Origin of the sequence: Curtobacterium sp. MCLR17_032 (assembly GCF_003234795.2) — a bacterium.
Lineage (GTDB): Bacteria > Actinomycetota > Actinomycetes > Actinomycetales > Microbacteriaceae > Curtobacterium.
Genome location: NZ_CP126268.1, coordinates 1,439,835 through 1,461,782 on the forward strand (window position 1 = coordinate 1,439,835; position 21,948 = coordinate 1,461,782).

Here is a 21,948-nt window from a genome sequence, read left to right on the forward strand (position 1 = left end):
TTACCGCCAGTAAGGTTGTGAGACCTCAACCCGGGCTGAAAGGGACCTCGTGTTCACCAAGATCCTGGTCGCGAACCGTGGCGAGATCGCCATCCGAGCCTTCCGCGCAGCGTACGAGCTCGGTGCCCGGACCGTGGCGGTCTACCCGTACGAAGACCGCAACTCCCTGCACCGGTTGAAGGCCGACGAGGCCTACCTGATCGGCGAACGCGGCCACCCGGTGCGCGCCTACCTGGACGTCTCCGAGATCATCCGGGTCGCCCGCGAGTCGGGCGCGGACGCGATCTACCCGGGCTACGGCTTCCTGTCCGAGAACCCGGAGCTCGCCGCCGCGGCTGCCGCTGCGGGCATCACCTTCATCGGCCCGGGCGAGCACGTGCTCGAGATGGCCGGCAACAAGGTGACGGCGAAGGAGCATGCGATCGCCGCGGGTGTCCCGGTGCTCGCGAGCACCCCGGCCAGCCGCGACGTCGACGAACTCGTGGCCGGTGCCGAAGTGATCGGCTTCCCGGTGTTCGCGAAGGCCGTCGCCGGTGGTGGCGGTCGTGGCATGCGCCGGGTGGAGACCCCGGCCGAGCTCCGTCCCGCACTGGAAGAGGCGATGCGGGAGGCCGACAGTGCGTTCGGCGACCCGACGATGTTCCTCGAGATGGCGGTGCTCCGGCCGCGCCACATCGAGGTCCAGATCCTCGCCGACGCGACCGGCACCGACGCCGGCACCATCCACCTGTTCGAGCGGGACTGCTCGGTGCAGCGCCGCAACCAGAAGGTCGTCGAGATCGCCCCGGCGCCGAACCTCGACCCGGAGATCGCCGCAGCACTGCACCGCGACGCCGTGGCCTTCGCCCGGTCGATCGGGTACGTCAACGCCGGCACGGTCGAGTTCCTGCTCGACACCGTGGGGGAGCGCGCCGGCCAGCACGTCTTCATCGAGATGAACCCGCGCATCCAGGTCGAGCACACGGTGACCGAAGAGGTCACGGACGTCGACCTCGTCCAGTCGCAGATGCGGATCGCCGCGGGGGAGACCCTCGCCGACCTCGGGCTGTCGCAGGACTCGGTCGCGGTGCACGGTGCCGCGCTGCAGACGCGCATCACGACCGAGGACCCGAACCAGGGCTTCCGTCCCGACACCGGCCGCATCACCACCTACCGCAGCCCGGGCGGCGCCGGCGTGCGGCTCGACGGCGGCACGGTCGCCACGGGGGCGCAGATCAGCCCGCACTTCGACTCGATGCTCGCGAAGATGACGTGCCGCGGTCGGGACTTCCCGGCGGCCGTCGCCCGCGCGCGTCGTGCCCTCGCCGAGTTCCGGATCCGCGGCGTCAGCACGAACATCCCGTTCCTGCAGGCCGTCCTCGAGGACCCGGACTTCGCCCGCGGTGACGTCTCCACGGCGTTCATCGGCGAACGTCCGCAGCTGTTCGACGGGCACGTGTCGAAGGACCGCGGCACGAAGGTCCTCAACTGGCTCGCCGACGTCACGGTCAACAAGCCGAACGGCTCGCCCGCAGCGCACGTGGTCGACCCGGCGTCGAAGCTGCCGGCCGTCGACCTCGGCGCCCCGGTCCCCCAAGGGCAGCGTGACCTGCTGCTCCGCGTCGGCCCGGCCGAGTGGGCCCGGTCGCTCCGCGCACAGACCGCGCTGGCCGTCACCGAGACCACGATGCGGGACGCACACCAGTCGCTCCTCGCCACGCGGGTCCGCACGAAGGACCTCGTCGCGGTCGCGCCGCACGTCGCGCGGCTCACCCCGCAGCTGCTCAGCGTCGAGGCCTGGGGTGGCGCCACCTACGACGTCGCCCTCCGGTTCCTCGGCGAGGACCCGTGGGAGCGACTGACGTCGCTGCGTCAGGCGATGCCGAACATCCCGATCCAGATGCTGCTGCGCGGCCGCAACACGGTCGGCTACACGCCGTATCCGACCGAGGTGACGGACGCGTTCGTCGCCGAGGCCGCCGCGACCGGCGTCGACGTCTTCCGGGTCTTCGACGCGCTGAACGACGTCAGTCAGCTGCGTCCCGCCCTGGAGGCCGTGCTCGCCACCGGCACGGCCGTCGCGGAAGCAGCGCTCTGCTACACGGGCGACCTCCTCGACCCGGCCGAGGACCTCTACACGCTCGACTACTACCTGCGGCTCGCCGAGCAGATGGTCGACGCCGGCGCGCACGTGATCGGCATCAAGGACATGGCCGGGCTCCTCCGCGCCGGTGCGGCCGAGAAGCTCGTCGCCGCGCTGCGCGAACGGTTCGACCAGCCGGTGCACGTGCACACGCACGACACCGCGGGCGGGCAGCTCGCGACCCTCCTGGCGGCCTCCCGTGCCGGTGCGGACGCGGTGGACGTGGCCGCGGCACCGATGGCCGGCACCACCAGCCAGCCGAGCATGTCGGCGCTGGTCGCCGCCCTCGCTCACACCGAGCGGGACACCGGCATCGACCTCGGTGCCGTCGGCGACCTCGAGCCCTACTGGGAAGCCGTCCGCCGCGTGTACGCGCCGTTCGAGTCCGGGCTCGCCGGCCCGACCGGCCGTGTGTACAAGCACGAGATCCCCGGCGGGCAGCTGTCGAACCTCCGTCAGCAGGCCATCGCGCTCGGCCTCGGCGACCGTTTCGAGCAGGTCGAGGACTGGTACGCCGAGGCGAACCGGATCCTCGGACGCCCGCCGAAGGTCACTCCGTCGTCGAAGGTCGTCGGCGACCTCGCCCTGCAGCTCGCGGCGGTGAACGCCGACCCGGCGGACTTCGAGCAGCACCCGGAGAAGTACGACGTGCCGGACTCGGTGGTCGGCTTCATGGCGGGCGAGCTCGGCGACCTGCCGGGTGGCTGGCCGGAGCCGTTCCGCTCGAAGGTCCTGGCCGGGCGCGACGTCCGGATCGAGGTCACCCCGGTGCCGGAGCACGAGCGCGCCGCCCTCGACACCCCGGGCACCGTGCGGCAGCAGGCCCTGAACCGCCTGCTGTTCGAGCAGCCGACCCGCCAGTTCCAGCAGGTCCGTGACGAGTACGGCGACCTGTCCGTCGTGCCGACCGTCGACTACCTCTACGGCCTCCGCGCCGGCGAGGAGCACGTCGTGCCGCTCGGCAAGGGCGTGAACCTGCTCGTCGGGCTCGAGGCGATCGGCGAGGTCGACGCCCGGGGCATCCGGACCGTGATGGCGACCATGAACGGACAGCTCCGGCCGGTGGCCGTGCGTGACCGTTCGGTCGTCGTCGAGACCAAGGCCGCCGAGAAGGCGGACCGGTCCGACCCGAAGCACGTCGCCGCCCCGTTCTCCGGGGTCGTGACGCTCAAGGTCGCCGTCGGTGACGTCGTCGAGGCCGGTCAGGCCGTGGCGAGCATCGAGGCGATGAAGATGGAAGCGGCCATCACGGCACCCGTCGCGGGGACCGTCGGCCGTCTCGCGATCCCGGTGACCCAGCAGGTGGACGCCGGCGACCTCTTGGTGGTGCTGCAGTAACGTGACCGTCCGTCCCATCCGCCTGTTCGGCGACCCCGTCCTCCGTTCGCCCGCCGACCCGGTCCGCATCGGTTCCGACGGTGTCCGCGAACTCGTGCAGGACCTCATCGACACCGTCAAGGAGCCCGGCCGCGCCGGCGTGGCCGCGCCGCAGATCGGGGTCGGCCTCCGCGCGTTCTCGTACAACGTCGACGGCGAGGTCGGGTACGTCCTCAACCCCGAGGTCGTCGAGACCGCCGGCGAGCCCGAGCTGATGGACGAGGGGTGTCTGTCGGTGCCCGGTCTGGCGTACCCGACGAAGCGCTTCCCGTACGCCAAGGTGCGTGGCGTGGACGTCGACGGCGAACCGGTGGAGCTCGAGGGCACCGGGCTGATGGCCGAGGCCCTGCAGCACGAGTGCGACCACCTGGACGGCACCGTCTATGTGATGACCCTCGACCCCGAGACCCGTCGGCAGGCGCTCCGGGACATCCGCGCGCAGGACTGGTTCCACTAGCGGCTGCGATGACCTTCAGTGAGCTGGCCCGCGCGCCGCGGACCGTCCTCCTTCCGCTGCCGCCGACCGCGTCGTAGGCTCCGCTCGACGACCTCGTGCGCTCCCGACGTGCCGACCCCGGACCGGGTCGGAACGGCCCGGTCGTCCGCGACGCCGGCGTGCCCCGACCACAGGGCCCCGGACGACCAGGCAGGGGACAGCACATGCACGACCACACCGCCACCACGCCCCAGACGGGACGCACGCGCCAGACGCGACGCCTGCGCGGCCTGCGACAGGCGGTCGCCATCGCGACGGCCGTCGCGGTCGCCGCTGGACTCGCGCTCGGCGCCGCCGTCGGCGCACCGGTCCGTGCCTCCGCGGCGACCACGGAGTCCGAGGCAGCCGACTACGCCAGCGACGTCTACGGCGACGCGTGGGACTTCAGCAACGCCGCCGACTTCAACACCGACTTCTCGGGCACCCGGGCGACGGTGTCCGGCGGCGCGCTCAAGGTGGACCTCGCGCTCGGCAACCAGCTGTTCCTGGTGCACTCGATCTCCGGCAGCCTGGCGACCGGTCGTGACGGTGCTCGGCAGCCGGTCGACCCCGCGAAGTACTCGCGGCTGACGTTCTCGATGGACCAGCCGCTCACCAAGCACATCGGCGCCGTCTACTGGTTCACCTGCCGCGAGCAGACCTCGGCCTGTGGCGGCGGGTTCTCGTTCCCCGTCGTCCAGGGGCCGCACGTGTACGACTTCGACCTCACCGCCAAGTCGAACCTGCTCGCGAAGGTGCCCTGGCGATCGGCGAAGAAGGTCGTGTTCCGCCTGGACCCGGTCGTGCTGCCGAAGGGGACGGGCAACACCGGCAAGCAGGTCAGCATCGACTGGGTGCGCCTGCACGCCGCCCCGGACGCCACCCACCCGCACGCCGGCATGCCGGCCGGCGCCTACAGCGGCTACACGGTGACACCGCGGCCGCAGGTGGTCGTGGACTCGCCGAACCCGTCGCAGGGGCAGGACTACGCGACGGCGACGACCGGACGCCCCTGGAACTTCACGTCGGCCCCGGCGACCTCGAGCGTCCGGTACTCCAACGCGACGGTGCTGAGCCGGGACAGCCGCGGCATCACGGCCCGGAACGCCGGACCGCTGCAGAACGACCCCCAGGTCCACCTGCCGGTCTCGCGCCTGGCCGGCAGCACCTACCACTACCTCCAGTACGACCTGCGGTACGACGGGCCGTTCGACCTGTCCGGGTCGGCCGGCGGCGGCAAGCTGGCGCGGGCGATCTGGAACGTGTCCGGGACGGGCACCCCGCAGATCGGGAACGACCTGCTGACCTACTCGAACGCCAACGCCAGTGAGACCACCGTCGACATGACGGCGCAGAACCCGCTGGACGAGGACGCGATCGCGCCGAAGGCCGGGTGGGCCGGGCAGACGATCACGGGCCTCCGTTTCGACCCGAACGAGGACCCGGGGAAGGCCGTCTGGCACCTCAAGTCGGTGCACCTCCGCGCGGACCCGACGGCGACCGGTTCGACCACGGTCACGTTCCACGACAACGCCTGGGTGTCGGGAGCGACCGCCGACGTCGCCGTGCGGATCGGCAGCGGCAGCTGGCAGCGCATCGCGGCCGGGGTCGCCGTCGTGAAGGGCACGAACTCGGTGCCGTTCAGCCTGGGCGCGAAGCCGGCCGGCAAGTACGGTGTCCGCGTCACCGTCCACCACCCGGACGGCAGCGCCGCGGCCGCGGACGCGAGCGCCCCGGTGGTCATGAAGAAGGGCGCCGCGGCAGCACCGGACACGTCGCACGACCCGCGCGGCACGCTGGACGCCGTGACGGCCGGCAGCACGGGCGTGACGCTGTCGGGGTGGGCGTACGACCCGGACACCCGCGACCCGCTCGCGGTGGCCCTGTACGACACCACCTCGGGGGCGAAGAGCCTCGGGCGGGTGTCCACCTCGATCGCCCGTCCTGACGTCGTGCGCGCGCACCCCGGTGCACCGGCGGCGTCCGGGTACTCGCGGACGGTCGCGCTGGCGAAGGGCACGCACAAGGTGTGTGCCTACGGCATCAACGTCGGGACCGGCACCGCGAACACGCTGCTCGGCTGTCGCTCGGTGACGGTCCGCTGACCGGCGGGGACATCCGGGGGACGCCCGTGGGGGACGGATCATGACACCCGGACGCGGGATTGTCCCTCTGTCCGGATCGCGAGGTACGGTGTTCCGCAGTCGGTCACCCGCCGACGGTCCCCCCTCACCCAGGACGAGCACGATGGCACTCCAGAACGACGAGCTCAGCTCGCACCGCACCCGCACCAACCGCCGGCCCGAGCAGGTCTCGACGAGCACCGCGTCGACCGCGGTCCTCGATCCGATCGACGCTCCGGAGACGCCGCAGGCCTGACCTGGCCGACCACGACGTCGGTCCCGCAGCCGCCGGTCACCAGACCACGCACTGGAGGCCCGTCACCCGTCCGACGGACGGGTGACGGGCCTCCAGTCGGTTCCGGCCGCAACAGCCGGACGGTCAGTGCCGGACGGTCAGTGCCGCCGTCGCGACTGCACCACCGGCGTCGCCGTGGTCTGGACCTTCGACCCCGAGTAGATGTACTCGATGTCCGCGGCGAAGTCGCGCAGGACGACCGAGCGCTTGATGGTGAGCTTCGGCGTGAGGTGCCCCGAGGCCTCGGTGAGGTCCGCGTCGACGACCGAGAAGGACCGCACCGACTCGGCACGGGAGACCCGCCCGTTCGCGGTGTCCACGGCCTCCTGGACGGCCTGCTGCACGCGCTCGTCGTGGGCGGCCTGCTGCGGGGTGAGGGCCGGGGCGATGCCGCGTGCCTCGCACCAGCCCGGCAGCATGTCGCGGTCGAGCGTGACCAGTGCGGCGACGAAGGGCTTGCCCTCGCCGACGACGACGACCTGTCCGACGAGCGGGTGCTCGCGGATCGCGTCCTCGAGCGGGGCCGGTGCCACGTTCTTGCCGCTCGCGGTGACGATGAGCTCCTTGGCGCGGCCGGTGACGGACAGGACCCCGTCGCCGTCCAGCCGACCGAGGTCGCCGGTACGGAACCAGCCGTCACGGAAGGCGGCTGCCGTGGCCTCCGGGTTCTGCCAGTAGCGGTCGAAGACGTCGACGCCGCGGATCAGGATCTCCTGGTCGTCGGCGATCCGGATCTCGACGCCGGGCAGCGCCCGACCGACGGACCCGATCCGGAGCTCGGTCGCGCGGTTCACCGTCGCCGGTGCGGTCGTCTCGGTGAGCCCGTAGCCCTCGAGGATGTGCACGCCGATGGAGCGGAAGAAGTGCGACAGCCGCGGGGAGAGCGGTGCCGAGCCGCTGATGGCGTAGCGCACGCGGCCGCCGATCGCCTCGCGCAGCTTGCGGTACACGAGCCGGTCGAACAGGCGGAAGCGCAGGGACAGCCCGAGCGGGACCCGTCCGGCGGCGACGGCCTCGGAGTGCGCGACGGCGGTGGCGGCGGCCGCGCGGAAGACCCGGCCCTTGCCGCCGAGGTCGGCCTTCTGCTCGGCCGAGTTGTAGATCTTCTCGAACACCCGGGGGACCGCGAGCAGGAAGGTCGGCTTGAAGGTCGACACCGCCCGCATCAGGTCCTTCGTGTCCGGCTCGTGCCCGACCAGGACTCCTGCCGAGACCGACATCGCCGCGATGAACCGGGCGAAGACGTGGGCCATCGGGATGAACAGCAGCGTCGAGGCGTCACCGGCGACGATCTCCGACATCGCTTCGGTCGAGCCCTCGACCGTGGCGGTGAAGTTGTCGTGCCGCAGCACGCAGCCCTTCGGCCGTCCGGTGGTGCCCGACGTGTAGATGATCGTGGCGTCGTCCCGACCGGAGACGGCGGCCGTGCGGGCGTCGAGCTCGTCGTCGGCGATCTCCTCGCCCAGGCGCGCCAGGTCGTCCAGGCCGCCGCCGTCGATCGTCCAGTGCTGGCCGAGGTGCGGCAGGTCGGGCGCGATGCCGGCGACACGTCGTGCGTGCTCCTCTTTCTCGACGACGATCGCGACCGACTCGGAGTCCGACAGGATGTGCCGGATCTGGTCGGGGGAGCTGGTCTCGTAGACCGGCACGGAGACCAGGCCCGCGGTCCACACGGCGAAGTCGACGAGCGTCCACTCCATCCGGGTGCGGGACAGGATCGCGACGTGGGCGCCGGGCTGCAGGCCGGCGGCGACGAAGCCCTTGGCGATCGCACGGACCCGGGCCAGGACGTCGGCCGCGGCGATGCCGGTCCAGGTGTCGCCGGTGCGTTCGGCCAGGATCGGCCGCGCGGGGGTGAGCCGTGCGCGGTCGGACAGCAGGCGGGCGGCGGAGCCGTGGTCGGGGGCGACGGGGCCGCTGTCGGCGGCGCTCCCGAGTGCACCGGGTGCGGGCGCCGTGTGGCGTCCGGCGGTGGCCGGTGCGCTCTCGTGCGGGACGGGCGATCCGCCCGTGCTGGTGGACGTGGTGCGGTCAGCACGCTGATCGGTCACGGCAACTCCCTCGTTGTCCCGTTCGATGTGAGTCCGCTCATCTTCGAGTCGGCTCCCGCTCAGCATAGGACGACTCCCCTCGCGTTCGGTGAGTCGGCCTCGTTCGGTGAGTCGTCCCCGAACGGGTAGGCTCCGTGTTCGTGCATGCCATCGGAATCGACATCGGGGGCACCAAGATCGCGGGAGCGGTCGTCACGGAGCTGGGCGAGATCCTCGCCGAGGACCGCGTCGCCACGAACGCTGCGGACCCGATCGCCATGCTCGACGACGTCGTGTCGATGGTCGAGCGCCTCAGACTCCAGCACCAGGTCGGTGCGGTGGGGGTCGCCGCCCCCGGGTTCATCGACGCCTCGCAGTCGATCGTGTACTACACGCCGAACATCCGCTGGCGGAACGAGCCCCTGCGCCAGAAGCTCCAGGAGCGTCTGGGCGACCTGCACATCACCGTCGACAACGACGCGAACGCCGCCGGGTGGGCCGAGTTCCGCTTCGGTGCCGGTCGGCTCGTGTCCGACATGACCATGCTCACCATCGGCACCGGGGTCGGCGGCGCGATCGTGACCGAGGACCGGCTGTTCCGCGGCGGCTTCGGCACCGGCGGCGAGATCGGCCACCTGCGCATCGTGCCGAACGGCCTGCCCTGTGGCTGCGGGGCTCGCGGCTGCATCGAGCAGTACGGCTCCGGTCGTGCCCTGCAGCGGATGGCGAACGACGTCGCGGACGCCGGCGGCATCGGTGTCGCCCTGGCCGAAGCGCGTGACGCCAACGGCGGGCAGCTCGACGGCGCCGTCGTGGGGGAGCTCATCCTCGCCGACGACCCGGGCGCCCTCGCGGCCCTCCGGCGTCTCGGTCGCCACCTCGGCGAAGCGTGCGCGTCCCTGTCGGCCGTGCTCGACCCGCAGCTGTTCGTCTTCGGCGGCGGCGTCGCCAGCGCGGGCGACCGGCTGCTCGAGCCGATCAAGCAGGCGTACCTCAACAACCTGCCGGCGCGGGGCTACCACCCGGAGCCGGACTTCGTGATCGCCGAGCTCGTCAACGACGCCGGTGTCGTCGGTGCCGCCGACCTCGCCCGCATCCACGCCCGCACCGCCTGAACCGCGGCTGCCGGTACCCCGCACGGTCCGCACACCCACCACCCGACGGAGTCGACGATGCTCTACTGGCTGCTGAAGAACTTCGTGCTCGGCCCGCTCATCCTGACCCTGTTCCGGCCGTGGGTGGTCGGACGCGAGAACGTCCCCGCCTCCGGCCCGGTCATCTTCGCGTCGAACCACGTCTCGTTCATCGACTCGGTGATCCTGCCCGCGGTGCTCGACCGTCGGATGTCGTTCCTGGCCAAGAGCGACTACTTCACCGGGCGCGGCCTCAAGGGCTGGGCGACGAAGACGTTCTTCAACGCGATCGGTCAGCTGCCGATCGACCGCTCCGGCGGCAAGGCGTCCGAGGCGTCGCTCCGCACCGGCCTGCAGGTCCTGGCCCGCGGCGAGCAGCTCGGCATCTACCCCGAGGGCACCCGCAGCCCGGACGGCAAGCTCTACCGCGGCCGCACCGGCATCGCCCGGATGGTGCTCGAGGGACGGGTCGTGGTGGTCCCGGTCGCCATGGTCGGCACGCGTGAGGTCCAGCAGATCGGGCAGAAGTTCCCGAAGTTCAAGCGCGTCGGTGTCGTGTTCGGCAAGCCGCTCGACTTCTCGCGCTTCGAGGGGCTCGAGACCGACCGCTTCATCCTGCGGAGCGTCACGGACGAGATCATGCACGAGCTCCGGGGGCTGAGCCGCCAGGAGTACGAGGACGTCTACGCGACGAGCGTCAAGGAGCGGGCCACGAGTGCCCGCGAGAGCGTCATGCGCGAGCGTCGCTCCGCCGCCGGACGGTAAGATCGGACGGTCCCGCATCCGTCGGGACGCCGTCGCACCGTCGACGGCCGTGCGCGAACCACAAGACCGAGGTGCAGCCTTGTCCGAGTCGATCGACTCCCTCACCCTGCAGGATCCGGACCTGATCGCGGGCCTCGACCACTGGCGCACGCTCCCGATCAAGCAGCAGCCGACGTGGCCGGACCTGGCCGCTGCCGAAGCCGCCTCGGCCGAGATCGCCACGCTGCCGCCGCTCGTCTTCGCAGGCGAGGTCGACCAGCTGCGCGACCGTCTGGCCGCCGCCGCCTCGGGCCGGGCGTTCCTGCTGCAGGGCGGCGACTGCGCCGAGACCTTCGCCGGTGCCACCGCCGACTCGATCCGCGACCGCGTGAAGACCATCCTGCAGATGGCCGTCGTCCTCACCTACGGTGCCTCGACCCCGGTCATCAAGATGGGTCGGATGGCGGGCCAGTTCGCCAAACCCCGCTCGAGTGACTGGGAGACCCGGGGCGACGTCACCCTGCCGGCCTACCGCGGCGACATCGTCAACGGCTACGACTTCACGCCGGAGTCCCGCCAGGCCGACCCCCGTCGCCTGGTGCAGGGCTACCACACGGCCGCGTCGACCCTGAACCTGGTCCGGGCCTTCACCCAGGGCGGCTTCGCGGACCTGCGGCAGGTGCACTCGTGGAACAAGGGCTTCGCCGCCAACCCGGCGAACGCCCGGTACGAGAACCTGGCCGCCGAGATCGACCGCGCGATCCAGTTCATGGCCGCGTGCGGTGCCGACTTCGAAGCGCTCAAGCACGTCGAGTTCTACGCCTCGCACGAGGGGCTGCTGATGGACTACGAGCGCCCGATGACCCGGATCGACAGCCGGTCCGGCCAGGCGTACGACACCTCCGGGCACTTCATCTGGATCGGGGAGCGCACCCGTGACCTCGACGGCGCCCACGTCGACTTCCTGTCCCGCGTCCGGAACCCGATCGGCGTCAAGCTCGGCCCGACCACCACGGTCGCCGACATGCAGGCGCTGATCGAGAAGCTCGACCCCCAGCGCGAGCCGGGCCGCCTGACCTTCATCACCCGCATGGGTGCCGGCAAGGTCCGTGACGAGCTGCCCAAGCTGCTCGAGGCGGTCAAGGGCATGGACGCCACCCCGCTCTGGGTCACCGACCCGATGCACGGCAACGGGCTGACGACGCCGAACGGCTACAAGACCCGCCGCTTCGACGACGTCGTGGACGAGGTCCTGGGCTTCTTCGAGGTGCACCGTGCGGTCGGCACGTACCCGGGCGGCATGCACGTCGAGCTCACCGGCGACGACGTCACCGAGTGCCTCGGCGGCTCGGAGCACATCGACGAGGCCACGTTGGCGACCCGGTACGAGTCGCTCTGCGACCCGCGCCTGAACCACATGCAGTCCCTCGAGCTCGCCTTCCTGGTGGCCGAGGAGCTCCGCGCGCACCCGTCGGTCATCCGCGGCTGACGGGCAGCACCGCCTGCATGACGGGAGGCCCGACACCGGTCCGGTGTCGGGCCTCCCGTCATGTGGGCGGTCGCGCCGCTACTGGTCGTAGGCCAGGGCGATCGTGTCGCCCTTGTGCACGGTGGCGCCGGCGGCCGGGTCCGTCGCGGTGACCGGCAGCTTGCTCTTCCAGTCGTAGAAGCCGCAGAGGATGTTCGTGCAGTCCGGGTAGCTGACCTGGAGCCCGAGTGCCTTCAAGGTCGAGGTGGCTTCGTCGATCGTCTGCCCCTTGACCGACGGCATCGTGATCGGCACCGGCCCCTTCGACACGACGACGTCGACCGCGGTGCCCTTGACGGCGGGGTCGTCGGCGGGGGCGGCGGAGATGATCTGGCCGTCCGGTACCGAGTCGCTGAACTGCTGCGTCTGGCTGCCGAGCACCAGGCCGACGCCCTGCAGCGTGCTGGTGGCATCGGCGACGGACTTGCCGGTGACGTCCGGGACGGCTCCGAGGGAGACGGTGAGCGTGACCGGGGCGCGCTCCGGGTACTGCTCGACGGTGGTCAGGTCGAGGGCGCCGGAGCCGGCGCGGCCGGTCGCGGCGATCACCGTGTCGGTGGGGACGTCTGCGGAGAACTGGTACTGCGGGTCCTGCAGGTCGAAGTCGTCGTCGAGGGCCGCGCGGGCGGTGGAGGCGGACTGCCCGACGATCGCCGGCAGACTGATCATCCGCGGGCCGCTCGAGACGACGATACGGATGGCGGTGCCCTTCCGCACTTCGCGATCGGTGGGCGGCTGGGTGGCGGTCACCAGGCCCGCCGCGACCTCGAGGTCGGGGCGGCTCGTCGTCGCCTCGGCGGCACGCAGCCCGTTGGACGCGAGGGCCTGTCGGACCTGCGAGACGGTCTTGCCGGCGACCGCGGGGATCCGGACGTTGCCGCCCGGTCCGGGGCCGTACCAGGCGGCGACGCCCGCTCCGACGAGGGCCAGGACGAGCACGACGACCAGGGCGATCCAGCCGCGCTTCCGTCGCTTGGCGGACTTGTCGGCCAGGCGCTGGCCGGCCGGGGACAGGGTCGCGGTGACCGCGCCGGTCCGGCGGGGGCCGGGTACGTTCCGGGCGCCCGGCGCGTTCCGGGGACGCGGCGGGGTCTCCTGCGTGCCCCGTCGGTCGAGGACTGTCGTGTCGTGCTCGCTCGCGTCCTCGACGTCGTCCCCGAAGGCCGCGGCGCCGGCGCTGCCACCGGACGGGAGGATCGCGGTCGCGTTCTCGGGGCGCAGCACGGCGGTGCGGTACTGGCCGGTCGCGCGCTGCTGCACGCCCGCCATGTGGTCGAGCATCTCGCGGGCGTCGAGCGGCCGGTCGCGTGGGTCCCGAGCGGTGGCCCAGGCGACCAGGTCGTCGAGTTCGGCGGGGACACCCGGCAGTGCGGCGCTCGGTGCGGGGACCGTGTCGTTCGCGTGCTGGTAGGCGATCTGCATCGGCTGCTCGCCCTTGTAGGGCTGCTCGCCGGTGAGCATCTCGTAGAGCATGATGCCGAGCGCGTAGATGTCGCTGCGCGAGTCGGCGGCGCCGCGGGTGACGAGCTCGGGGGAGAGGTACGCGATCGTGCCGAGCAGGGCCGCGCCGGTGGCGGTGTTCGCGGTGGTGGCCCGCGCGAGGCCGAAGTCGCCGAGCTTGATGCGGCCGTCGTCGGCGAGCAGGACGTTCTCGGGCTTCAGGTCGCGGTGCACGATGCCGGCACGGTGCGCCGAGGCCAGGCCGGCGAGGACCGCGCGGAGGATGTCGGTCGCCTGCTCGGGCGTCAGCGCACGGTGCTCGTGGAGCAGGTCGCGGAGCGTGATGCCCGGGATGTACTCCATGACGATGTAGACGCAGTCGTCCTCGGCGCCCTGGTCGTAGACGCCGACGAGGTTGGGGTGGGACAGCCGGGCTGCCGAGCGGGCCTCCTGGATGAAGCGCTCCCGGAACGCCTGGTCGTCCGCCAGGTGCCCGTGCATGATCTTCACGGCGACCCGGCGCTCCAGGCGCACGTCGGTCGCCAGGTACACGGTCGCCATGCCGCCGCGCGCGATGCGGGAGCGGACGCGGTACCGCTGATCGATCATGCGACCGATCATCGGGTCCGTGGCGGCGTTCGTGGTCATCTGCGGCATTCTACGAATCCGGACGGGGAGGACCGGCACCGGCGCACCGGTCGTTACACGATCTCGACCGGAGGGATGACCCGGCGGTGCCGATCAGGGGTGCTGGCCGGCGTGGTGGAAGCGAGGTCCGACCGTGCGGACGTCAGAGCGAGCGGAGCCACGCGTGGGCGGACTGCTCCCACTGCGCGTACGCCTTCGGGTACGCGGAGCGCTGGACGGCCTGCGCCGCCTCGGTCACGCTCATCGACGACCAGCCCGGGATGTCGAGCAGGCCGGCCGTGACGCCCGGGTTCGGGTTCCGCGACCCGCCGAAGAACAGCTCGGACGCGTACACGGTGTCCTGCAGCTGACCGGGGGTGCCCCACCCCTGGCTCGGACGCTGCTGGAACAGGCCGACGGAGTCGCGGTCGCCGTGGGCGAGGTTCCGGAGGTTCGACTCCTGCATCGCGGTCGCCAACGCGATGACGAGACCACGGTCCGAGACGCCGAGGGAGCGGCCGACACGGACGATGGTCGCCGCGTTGGCACGCTGCTCGGAGGAGAGCGACGGGCCGCTGGAGGGCAGGACGAGGGTGCTGCCGGCGTAGATCGTGCTCGTGTAGGTCAGGCCGTTCGCCGCGAGGAGCGACGAGACCGAGACGCCGTGCGTCGTCGCGACGGAGAGGATCGTGTCGCCGTTGCCGATCGTCACGGAGCCGGCACGGTGGACGGTGGCGCTCGTGGTGGGGGCGGCGCTCGGTGCGGCGGGCCCGGCGGTCGTGGCCGTCTTCGTGGCACTGGACCGACCGGCCGGCACGCGGAGCGACTGCCCGGGGTAGATGACGCTGCGCTGCGAGAGCTCGTTGGCGGTGAGCAGTGCGGCGGTCGACACGCCGACCTTCGCCGCGATGCCGGAGACGGTGTCGCCCTGCTTGACGTGGTAGCTGGCGGTCGTGGTGCTCGACGTGACTGCACCGCCGACCGGGGTCGAGGCGAGCCGCAGCGTCTGGCCCGCGTGGATGATGGTGTTCCAGCCGAGGCCGTTGCGGACCAGGATCTCCTGCGCGGACAGCCCGTAGCGGCTGGCGATCGCAGAGACGGTGTCGCCCTGGCGGACGGTGTAGGTGGTGGGTGCCGCGGAGCGGGTGGCGGCGACCGTCGTGACGACCGGCTGCTGCTGGCGGGCGACGGCGGTGCCGAAGACGGGGCCGGAGCCGAGGTTCCGGTCCTCGTCGACGTGCCGACGGTTCGAGTCGTCGTCATGACGCTGCTCGATGTGGGCGATCGGTCCGGTCAGGCCGGCCGTCACCGCGATCGTGCCGGCGAGGACGATCGGCATCGTCGCGAAGCGCGACGAGCGGAGGCGTCGGGCTGCCTCGTCGGGGGTCGTGTCCCTGTCCACGGTCGTTCTCCTGTCTCCGCGCGTCGTCGGCACGGGGTGGGTCTGTCGGCCGTGTGTGCACGTACACGGCACACACAGGTGACCACACGCTGACACGCTGTGATTCCCAAGTCAACCAGAGCGCCGCAAGTTGTGCTCGTGGCTGCTGTGGCTCATGTGACTGGAGCGACTGAAGTGAGCCGTGCTCGTCCGGGATCCGCGGTCTGCGGAGGGTATCGGGATGGCAGGTGCTGCGCAGGCCCGTCGCGCTCTGGCACGATGGGACCCGTGAGTGCTGCCCTTCCCGGAGACGACGCCCTGTCCGAACGCTGGCTGACCGTGCCCGACCTGGTCGACCTGCTGGGGGTGAGCCCCGGCCGCGTCCACCGCCTGTTCGAGGAACGGACCCTGCTGCCGGCACGGGTCGACGGTGTCCTCCGCGTCCCGTCCGAGTTCCTCGACGACACCGAGCCGCTGCCCTCGCTGCGCGGCACCCTCATCGTCCTGGGCGACAACGGGCTCACCGACGACGAGGCCGTCCGCTGGATGCTCACCGAGGACGAGGCGATGGGGACGACGCCGATCGCCGCGCTCCGTGCGAACCGCAAGGCCGAGGTCCGGCGCGCGGCCCAGGCGCTGCTCTAGCGACGCCGGTCGCGGCGGTCGCGACCCCCCTGACGGACGGGAGGCCCGGTACCAGCTGGTACCGGGCCTCCCGTCCGTCAGGGGGTGCGCTGGGTCAGGCGGACCGGCGGCTGACCGTGTCCGCGAGCGACGCGAGCTGCTCGCGCGCCGACGGTGTCAGCGGCGACGCGTCGAGTGCGGCCTTCGCGCGCTGCACGTGCCGCTCGATGGACCGTTCGACCGCGCTGACCGCACCGGAGTCGGTGAGGGTCGCCCGGAGCATCTGCACCTGGTCGTCGTCGAGGTCCGGGTCACCGAGCAGCTCGTCGAGCAGCTGGCGGGCGCCGACCGGCAGGGACTTGCGGGCCGTGGCGACCAGGACGGTGCGCTTGCCCTCGCGGAGGTCGTCACCGGCGGGCTTGCCCGTCACCTCGGGGTCGCCGAACACGCCGAGCATGTCGTCGCGCAGCTGGTACGCCACGCCGAGGGGCAGGCCGAAGGACCGCAGGCCGTCGAGCTGGCTGGCACTGGCACCGGCGATGAGCGCGCCGATGAGCAGCGGCGCCTCGACCGAGTACTTGGCGGACTTGAAGACGATGACGCGCTGGGCCCGGACGAGCTGTTCGGCGTCGTCGACGGTCGGCCAGGCGGTCTCCTCGTGGATGTCGAGGTACTGGCCCGCGGTCACCTCGAGGCGCATGGTGTGGAACTCCTGGCGGACGACGCGGGCGCGCACCGGGTCGAGCAGGACCAGGGCCTCGTCGAAGAGGGAGTCGCTGAGCGAGAGGAGCATGTCGCCGAGCAGCAGCGCGGCGTTGGTGCCGAAGAGGGCGCGGTCGCCGACCCAACCCGAGTCGGCGTGCTGCGACTCGAAGCGGCGGTGCGCTGCCGGACGCCCGCGACGGGTGTCGGAGCGGTCCATGATGTCGTCGTGCACCAGGGCGGCGGCGTGGAAGACCTCGAGCGCGGCGGCGGCGGTGACGATCGCCTCGGCCGTGGTCTGCCGGGCGCCTTCGGACAGCGGGTCGAACGAGCCGGAACGGCCCGCGACCGACTGCCAGCCCCAGTAGCAGAACAGCGCCCGGAAGCGTTTCCCGCCGGACAACAGGTCTCGTGCGAACGTGTCGAAGGAGACCAGGTCGGGACTGATCGCCGCGAGGCGGTCGCGCTGCTCGTCGAGAGCCCGATCGATCCGCGCCGAGACGAGGTCCACTAATCGCGTACTCTCAGCCACGGTCCTTACCTTAGTGGGTGGTCCGGTCGTAAGATCGATCCACCCCTTCCACCGCGTCGATCCCAGGAACAAGAGGGAACCAAGATGCCACTCTCGGAGCAAGAGCAGCGCCTCCTCGAAGAGATGGAGCGGAGCCTCTACCAGAACGACTCCGACTTCGTGGCGCGCGTCACTCGCCGCCAGGGCCGTCCGACGTACACCGCGATCACGATCGGTGTCCTGATCGGACTCGTCGGCGTCGGCGTGATCGTCCTCGGGCTCGTCATCAAGCAGCCCCTGATCGGTGTGCTGGGCTTCGTCGTCATGCTGGCCGGGGTGCTCTTCGCCCTGCGGCCCGGTGGTCGGACCCCGACCGCACGACCGGCACGCGGCGCCTCCACCCGACCTGCCCGCGGCGGTGCCCGCCCGGCTCGCGGTTCCGGCGGCGGCTCCTTCATCGACCGGATGAACGAGCGCTGGGACAAGCGCAACCAGCAGGACTAGCTCCTCCACATCCCTCCACGGGGTCGGCCTTCCCAGGCCGGCCCCGTTTTTCGTGCCCCCGGCGGCCCCCGGCGTGCCCCCCCGGGGCGGCCCCGGGGCGGCAAAACACCGGTGTTCCGCGCGCCCGGATCCCTCCACTGCGCTCCACCGGGGCGCCGGGCCCGCCGTTGCGCGGATCGGGCGGCCTCCGGCGGGGTGTGGGTGCCCCCAGAAGGGGTGCCGAAGGCTGAGAGTGGGGCAACAGAGCAGCGAAGTGGAGGGAAGTGGAGTAGCGTGGGGCGAGACGAAGACCGGTGGAGCTGACGGGAGGCCCCGAGTGCTGCTCGGTACCCATGCCCCGAAGCTCGACGAGAAGGGTCGCGTGATCCTGCCCGCCAAGTTCCGGGACGAACTCTCCGGTGGTCTCGTCATGACCCGCGGCCAGGAGCGGTGCGTGGTCGTCTTCAGCGCCAGGACCTTCGAGGAACTCCACGAGCGGATCCGCCAGGCGCCGATGACGTCGAAGCGCACCCGCGACTACATGCGCCTGTTCCTCTCCGGAGCGAGCGCCGAACAACCCGACAAGCAGAACCGCGTCACCATCCCGCAGAACCTCCGCGAGTACGCGGGGCTCGAGCGGGACCTGACGGTCATCGGCAGCGGTGACCGCGCCGAGATCTGGTCGACCAGTGCCTGGGAGACCTACTACGCGGAGACCGAAGAGGCCTTCGCCGAGAACGACGAGGAGGTGATCCCGGGGATCTTCTGATCCGTGGATCGAGACTCCCAGCCGTCCGCCCTGACACACCTTCCCCGGTGTCAGGTCGCATGGATGGGGATCCGGACCCACGGCCCAGGAGTCCAGGGGCGCACATGGCAGCACCGGAGAAGTTCCCGCACACCCCCGTCATGCTCGAGCGGATCGTCGACCTCTTCACGCCGACGCTCGAGGGACCGGGCAAGGTCGTCGTCGACGCCACGCTCGGCATGGGCGGTCACTCCGCCGGCCTCCTCGAGCGCTTCCCGGAGCTGACCCTCGTCGGACTCGACCGCGACACCGACGCCCTCGGCATCGCGGGGGAGCGGCTCGCCCGCTTCGGCGACCGCGTGCACCTCGTGCACACCGTCTACGACGAACTGCCCGAGGCGCTCGACGGCCTGGGCATCGACGCGGTCGACGGCGTGCTGTTCGACCTCGGTGTCTCCTCGCTGCAGCTGGACCGGGCCGAGCGCGGGTTCGCCTACAGCCAGGACGCCCCGCTCGACATGCGGATGGACCGGACGCAGGGCATCACCGCCGCCGAGGTCCTCGCCGACTACGACGAGCGTGAACTCCGTCGGATCTTCCAGCGCTACGGCGAGGAGAAGCTCGCCGGCCGGTACGCGAAGGCGATCGTCGAGCGTCGGACCGAGCGACCGTTCACGATGTCCGGCGACCTGGTCCAGGTGCTCCACGACGCCACCCCCGTCGCGATCCAGCGGCAGGGGCACCCGGCCAAGCGGGTCTTCCAGGCGCTCCGCATCGAGGTCAACACCGAACTCAGCGTCCTCGAGCGGGCGATCCCGGCCGCACTCGACCGCATCCGCGTCGGCGGCCGGCTGGTCGTCGAGTCCTACCAGTCCCTCGAGGACCGCATCGTCAAGCGGGCGCTGGTCGAACGGACCACCTCGAGCGCCCCGGCCGACCTGCCGGTGGAACTCCCCGAACACGCGCCGACCTTCGCGCTCGTCGTCAAGGGCGCCGAACAGGCCGACGACGCCGAACGCGCCGCCAACCCCCGAGCTACCCCCGTGCGCCTGCGCGCGGCCGAGCGGATCCGGAAGTGACATGAGCACGAACCTCGCACTCGTCGACCCTGTCGTCGCCCCGTCGCGCGCGCCGCGTCCCGACTCCGTCCGCCCCGAGCGACAGCGTCCCGAACTCGTCGAGGTCACCCCGACCAAGGCGCAGCGTCGTGCGCGGCCCCGGGTGGCGTACGCCATCGTCGCGATCGCCGCCCTCGGCCTGCTGCTGCTGGCCCAGCTCGGCATCAGCATGGCGCTCAGCCAGGGCGCCTACACGCTGAGCTCGCTGAAGACCGAGCAGACGGGGCTCACCCGCACACAGGCGTCCCTGTCCGAGGGCCTCAAGGTGCTCGAGTCGCCGCAGAACCTGGCCCGCAACGCCCAGGCGCTCGGCATGATCGCGAACTCGACCCCGGTGTACCTCGACCCGAAGACCGGCACCGTCTACGGCACGCCGACCCCGGCCACCCCGGAAGAGGCGACCGGCAACACCGCCAACCAGGTCCCGAACTCCCTGCTCGGCGACGTCCCGCTCGCGGCTCGTCCCGGCGACACCGCGACGAGCAAGGAGAACAGCGCTGCCGCTCCGGCAGATGCTGCTCCTGCTGCTTCGCCGGCCGCTGCCGCTCCGGCCGCCGCGGCCGACACTGAGAAGGCCGGAGCGTCCAGCGCGTCGGACCAGCCTTCGGCGAAGTCCTCCGTAGAGTCCGACGCGAACCAGCTCCAGGCACCGACGACCCGGTGACCGAGGGCTCAGCACCACCCCGGGAAGGCCGCTCGTGACGAAGACGCTCCGCAACCGACGACTGCGCTACAGCGTCGTGATGATCGCCGTGATCGCGCTCGTCGCGGTGTTCGTGGTCCGGCTGGTCGACATCCAGGTCGTGCAGGCCGACGAGCTGTCGCAGGCCGCCGAGTCGAAGCGCAGCATCCCGGTCACGCTCTACGGCACGCGCGGGACGATCGTCGACCGTGACGGCACCGCGCTGGCCGAGAGCGTGGTCCGCTACAACATCACGACCTCGCCGCGCCTGGTGAAGTCGTTCGAGGGCAAGCTCGGCGGCACACGCGTCAAGGACGTCTCGGTCGACCAGGCCCTCAGCGCGATCGCGAAGGCCTCCGGCGGCGACGTCGCCACCATGCAGAAGAACATCGCGGCCGACCCGAAGTCCGACTTCGCGTACCTGGTCAAGGGCATCGACGTCGCGCACTACGAGGCCGTCCGCGCCCTGCAGGTGCCGTGGCTCTACCCGGAGCAGCAGGCGGCCCGGTCGTACCCGACCGGCGCAGCCACCGGCAACGTGACGGGCTTCATGGGGACCGACGGTGCCCAGGCCGGCCTCGAGCTGGCCTACCAGAAGTGCCTCGCCGGCACGAACGGCTCCGAGACGTACGAGCGCGGTGAGGACGGCGTGCAGCTGCCGGGCAGCACCGTGACGCAGAAGCGCGCGAAGGACGGCGGGACGCTCGTCACCACGATCGACAGCGACCTGCAGTACATGGCGTCGCAGGACATCGCGGACGCCGCCCAGCAGCTCAAGGCCGAGTCCGCCACCGCCACCGTGGTGAACGCCAAGACCGGTGAGGTCCTGGCCGTCGCGGACTACCCGACGGTGGACCCGAACGACGTTGACGCGACGAAGGACCCCGGGGCCTACGGTTCCCGCGCCCTGACCGCCGCCTACGAGCCCGGTTCGACGATCAAGGCCGCGATCGCCGCCGCCCTCATCGACAAGGGCCTGGCGAGCCCGACGACCCAGGCGGTCGTGCCGTACTCGCGCACCTTCCCCTGGGGCGGGACGATCCATGACTCCGAGTTGCACCCGACCGAGAACCTGACGCTCACCGGCATCCTCCGGGACTCCTCGAACGTCGGCATCACCGAGCTCGGTTCCAAGCTGACGACCCAGCAGCGGTACGACGTGATGCGCGAGTTCGGCCTGTTCGAGCCCGAGCCCGCGATCGACTACCCGGGTCAGCCGACGATGAACTACGGCGCGAGCCCCCAGTGGGACAAGCAGACCGACATCAACTCGATGTTCGGCCAGGGCATCTCGACCACCGCCATGCAGGTCTCGAGCATCTACCAGACGCTCGCGAACCAGGGCGTCCGGATCCCGCTGCACATGGTGAAGGGCTGCCAGACCGAGGACGGCAAGACGATCGACGCGCCCGACGTGCAGAGCAAGCGCGTCGTGTCGGCCGCGGCGGCCACCCAGACGGTCGACATGCTGCAGAGCGTGGTGACCGGCGGGACCCTGGTCGGCATGAAGCCGATCTCGGGCTACAACATCGCCGCGAAGACCGGAACGGCCGAGGTCGCCGACGGTGCCAAGGGCTACGGCGCGGACCGTATCATCTCGGTGGCCGGAATGGCACCCGCCGAAGACCCCCAGTATGTTGTCACGGTGACGTTCACGAAGCCGCAGACCACCAAGTGGTCGAGCGGAGCGGCTCCGGCGTTCCGCACACTCATGTCCCAGGTGCTCGAGAAGTACCGAGTCGCCCCCTCCACGACACAGGCGCGGACCTACCCGTCGACCTGGTAGGACGACCCGTCCACGTGGA

General features: G+C 71.4%; 17 protein-coding genes. 13 read left to right on the top strand and 4 right to left on the bottom strand.

What is annotated here, in order from left to right:
- Window positions 1-49 precede the first annotated feature (49 nt).
- The 4 genes from DEI97_RS06825 (at window position 50) to DEI97_RS06840 (ending at window position 6,353) form a co-directional block, all read left to right on the top strand.
- Entirely contained in the window at window positions 50-3,460 is a 3,411-nt protein-coding gene (locus tag DEI97_RS06825; RefSeq protein WP_111075061.1) for a pyruvate carboxylase, read from the top strand.
- Window position 3,461: 1 nt separating this feature from the next.
- A complete protein-coding gene (gene def, locus DEI97_RS06830; protein ID WP_111075062.1) occupies window positions 3,462-3,956 on the top strand; it encodes a peptide deformylase in 495 nt (164 codons plus the stop codon).
- 203 nt (window positions 3,957-4,159) lie between these two features.
- A complete protein-coding gene (locus tag DEI97_RS06835) occupies window positions 4,160-6,079 on the top strand; it encodes a hypothetical protein (RefSeq protein ID WP_111075063.1) in 1,920 nt (639 codons plus the stop codon).
- Window positions 6,080-6,221: 142 nt separating this feature from the next.
- Window positions 6,222-6,353, top strand: coding sequence for a hypothetical protein (locus tag DEI97_RS06840; protein WP_258376716.1), 132 nt, complete (start codon window positions 6,222-6,224; stop codon window positions 6,351-6,353).
- 137 nt (window positions 6,354-6,490) lie between these two features.
- Here DEI97_RS06840 and DEI97_RS06845 read toward each other — a convergent pair whose 3' ends face one another.
- Window positions 6,491-8,272, bottom strand: a complete 1,782-nt coding sequence (locus DEI97_RS06845; RefSeq protein ID WP_111075107.1) for an AMP-dependent synthetase/ligase — start codon at window positions 8,270-8,272, stop codon at window positions 6,491-6,493.
- 311 nt (window positions 8,273-8,583) lie between these two features.
- Between DEI97_RS06845 and DEI97_RS06850 the strand changes: the two genes are divergently transcribed.
- The 3 genes from DEI97_RS06850 (at window position 8,584) to DEI97_RS06860 (ending at window position 11,788) form a co-directional block, all read left to right on the top strand.
- Window positions 8,584-9,537: an ROK family glucokinase gene (locus tag DEI97_RS06850; protein ID WP_111075108.1), complete on the top strand. Its 954-nt coding sequence runs from the start codon at window positions 8,584-8,586 to the stop codon at window positions 9,535-9,537.
- Between the two features lie 57 nt (window positions 9,538-9,594).
- The gene (locus DEI97_RS06855; protein ID WP_111075065.1) at window positions 9,595-10,320 is read left to right on the top strand and encodes a lysophospholipid acyltransferase family protein; all 726 of its coding nucleotides are present in this window, start codon (window positions 9,595-9,597) and stop codon (window positions 10,318-10,320) included.
- A 121-nt stretch (window positions 10,321-10,441) separates the two neighbouring features.
- Window positions 10,442-11,788, top strand: coding sequence for a class II 3-deoxy-7-phosphoheptulonate synthase (locus DEI97_RS06860; RefSeq protein WP_111075109.1), 1,347 nt, complete (start codon window positions 10,442-10,444; stop codon window positions 11,786-11,788).
- A gap of 78 nt (window positions 11,789-11,866) precedes the next feature.
- Here the strand turns inward: DEI97_RS06860 and pknB are convergent, their stop codons facing one another.
- Both pknB and DEI97_RS06870 read right to left on the bottom strand, forming a co-directional pair.
- On the bottom strand, window positions 11,867-13,915 hold the full coding sequence (gene pknB, locus DEI97_RS06865; protein ID WP_111075110.1) for a Stk1 family PASTA domain-containing Ser/Thr kinase: 2,049 nt from the start codon (window positions 13,913-13,915) through the stop codon (window positions 11,867-11,869).
- Window positions 13,916-14,057: 142 nt separating this feature from the next.
- Window positions 14,058-15,296, bottom strand: a complete 1,239-nt coding sequence (locus tag DEI97_RS06870) for a LysM peptidoglycan-binding domain-containing protein (protein WP_258376717.1) — start codon at window positions 15,294-15,296, stop codon at window positions 14,058-14,060.
- Between the two features lie 267 nt (window positions 15,297-15,563).
- Here DEI97_RS06870 and DEI97_RS06875 point away from each other — a divergent pair, with 267 nt between their 5' ends.
- On the top strand, window positions 15,564-15,920 hold the full coding sequence (locus DEI97_RS06875; protein WP_374107161.1) for an Rv2175c family DNA-binding protein: 357 nt from the start codon (window positions 15,564-15,566) through the stop codon (window positions 15,918-15,920).
- 94 nt (window positions 15,921-16,014) lie between these two features.
- Here the strand turns inward: DEI97_RS06875 and DEI97_RS06880 are convergent, their stop codons facing one another.
- Window positions 16,015-17,112 (bottom strand): polyprenyl synthetase family protein, encoded by a 1,098-nt coding sequence (locus DEI97_RS06880; RefSeq protein ID WP_502866664.1) that lies wholly within the window; start codon window positions 17,110-17,112, stop codon window positions 16,015-16,017.
- 105 nt (window positions 17,113-17,217) lie between these two features.
- Here DEI97_RS06880 and DEI97_RS06885 point away from each other — a divergent pair, with 105 nt between their 5' ends.
- The 5 genes from DEI97_RS06885 (at window position 17,218) to DEI97_RS06905 (ending at window position 21,929) form a co-directional block, all read left to right on the top strand.
- A complete protein-coding gene (locus DEI97_RS06885) occupies window positions 17,218-17,616 on the top strand; it encodes an SCO2097 family morphological protein (protein WP_111075068.1) in 399 nt (132 codons plus the stop codon).
- A 316-nt stretch (window positions 17,617-17,932) separates the two neighbouring features.
- Complete coding sequence (mraZ, locus tag DEI97_RS06890) at window positions 17,933-18,364, top strand: division/cell wall cluster transcriptional repressor MraZ (protein WP_111075069.1); 432 nt, start codon at window positions 17,933-17,935, stop codon at window positions 18,362-18,364.
- Between the two features lie 104 nt (window positions 18,365-18,468).
- Window positions 18,469-19,422 carry a 16S rRNA (cytosine(1402)-N(4))-methyltransferase RsmH gene (gene rsmH / locus DEI97_RS06895; protein ID WP_111075070.1) on the top strand — a complete coding sequence of 318 codons (954 nt, stop codon included), beginning with the start codon at window positions 18,469-18,471 and terminating at the stop codon, window positions 19,420-19,422.
- A gap of 1 nt (window position 19,423) precedes the next feature.
- Window positions 19,424-20,125, top strand: a complete 702-nt coding sequence (gene ftsL, locus DEI97_RS06900; RefSeq protein WP_111075071.1) for a cell division protein FtsL — start codon at window positions 19,424-19,426, stop codon at window positions 20,123-20,125.
- A gap of 34 nt (window positions 20,126-20,159) precedes the next feature.
- Window positions 20,160-21,929: a peptidoglycan D,D-transpeptidase FtsI family protein gene (locus DEI97_RS06905; protein WP_111075072.1), complete on the top strand. Its 1,770-nt coding sequence runs from the start codon at window positions 20,160-20,162 to the stop codon at window positions 21,927-21,929.
- Window positions 21,930-21,948: the final 19 nt, after the last annotated feature.

Coding starts and splice junctions, on each gene's coding strand:
- DEI97_RS06835 (WP_111075063.1), top strand. CDS start 4,160: ATGCACGACCACACCGCCACCACGCCCCAGACGGGACGCACGCGCCAG.
- DEI97_RS06840 (WP_258376716.1), top strand. CDS start 6,222: ATGGCACTCCAGAACGACGAGCTCAGCTCGCACCGCACCCGCACCAAC.
- DEI97_RS06855 (WP_111075065.1), top strand. CDS start 9,595: ATGCTCTACTGGCTGCTGAAGAACTTCGTGCTCGGCCCGCTCATCCTG.
- pknB (WP_111075110.1), bottom strand. CDS start 13,915: ATGACCACGAACGCCGCCACGGACCCGATGATCGGTCGCATGATCGAT.
- DEI97_RS06885 (WP_111075068.1), top strand. CDS start 17,218: ATGCCACTCTCGGAGCAAGAGCAGCGCCTCCTCGAAGAGATGGAGCGG.
- rsmH (WP_111075070.1), top strand. CDS start 18,469: ATGGCAGCACCGGAGAAGTTCCCGCACACCCCCGTCATGCTCGAGCGG.
- ftsL (WP_111075071.1), top strand. CDS start 19,424: ATGAGCACGAACCTCGCACTCGTCGACCCTGTCGTCGCCCCGTCGCGC.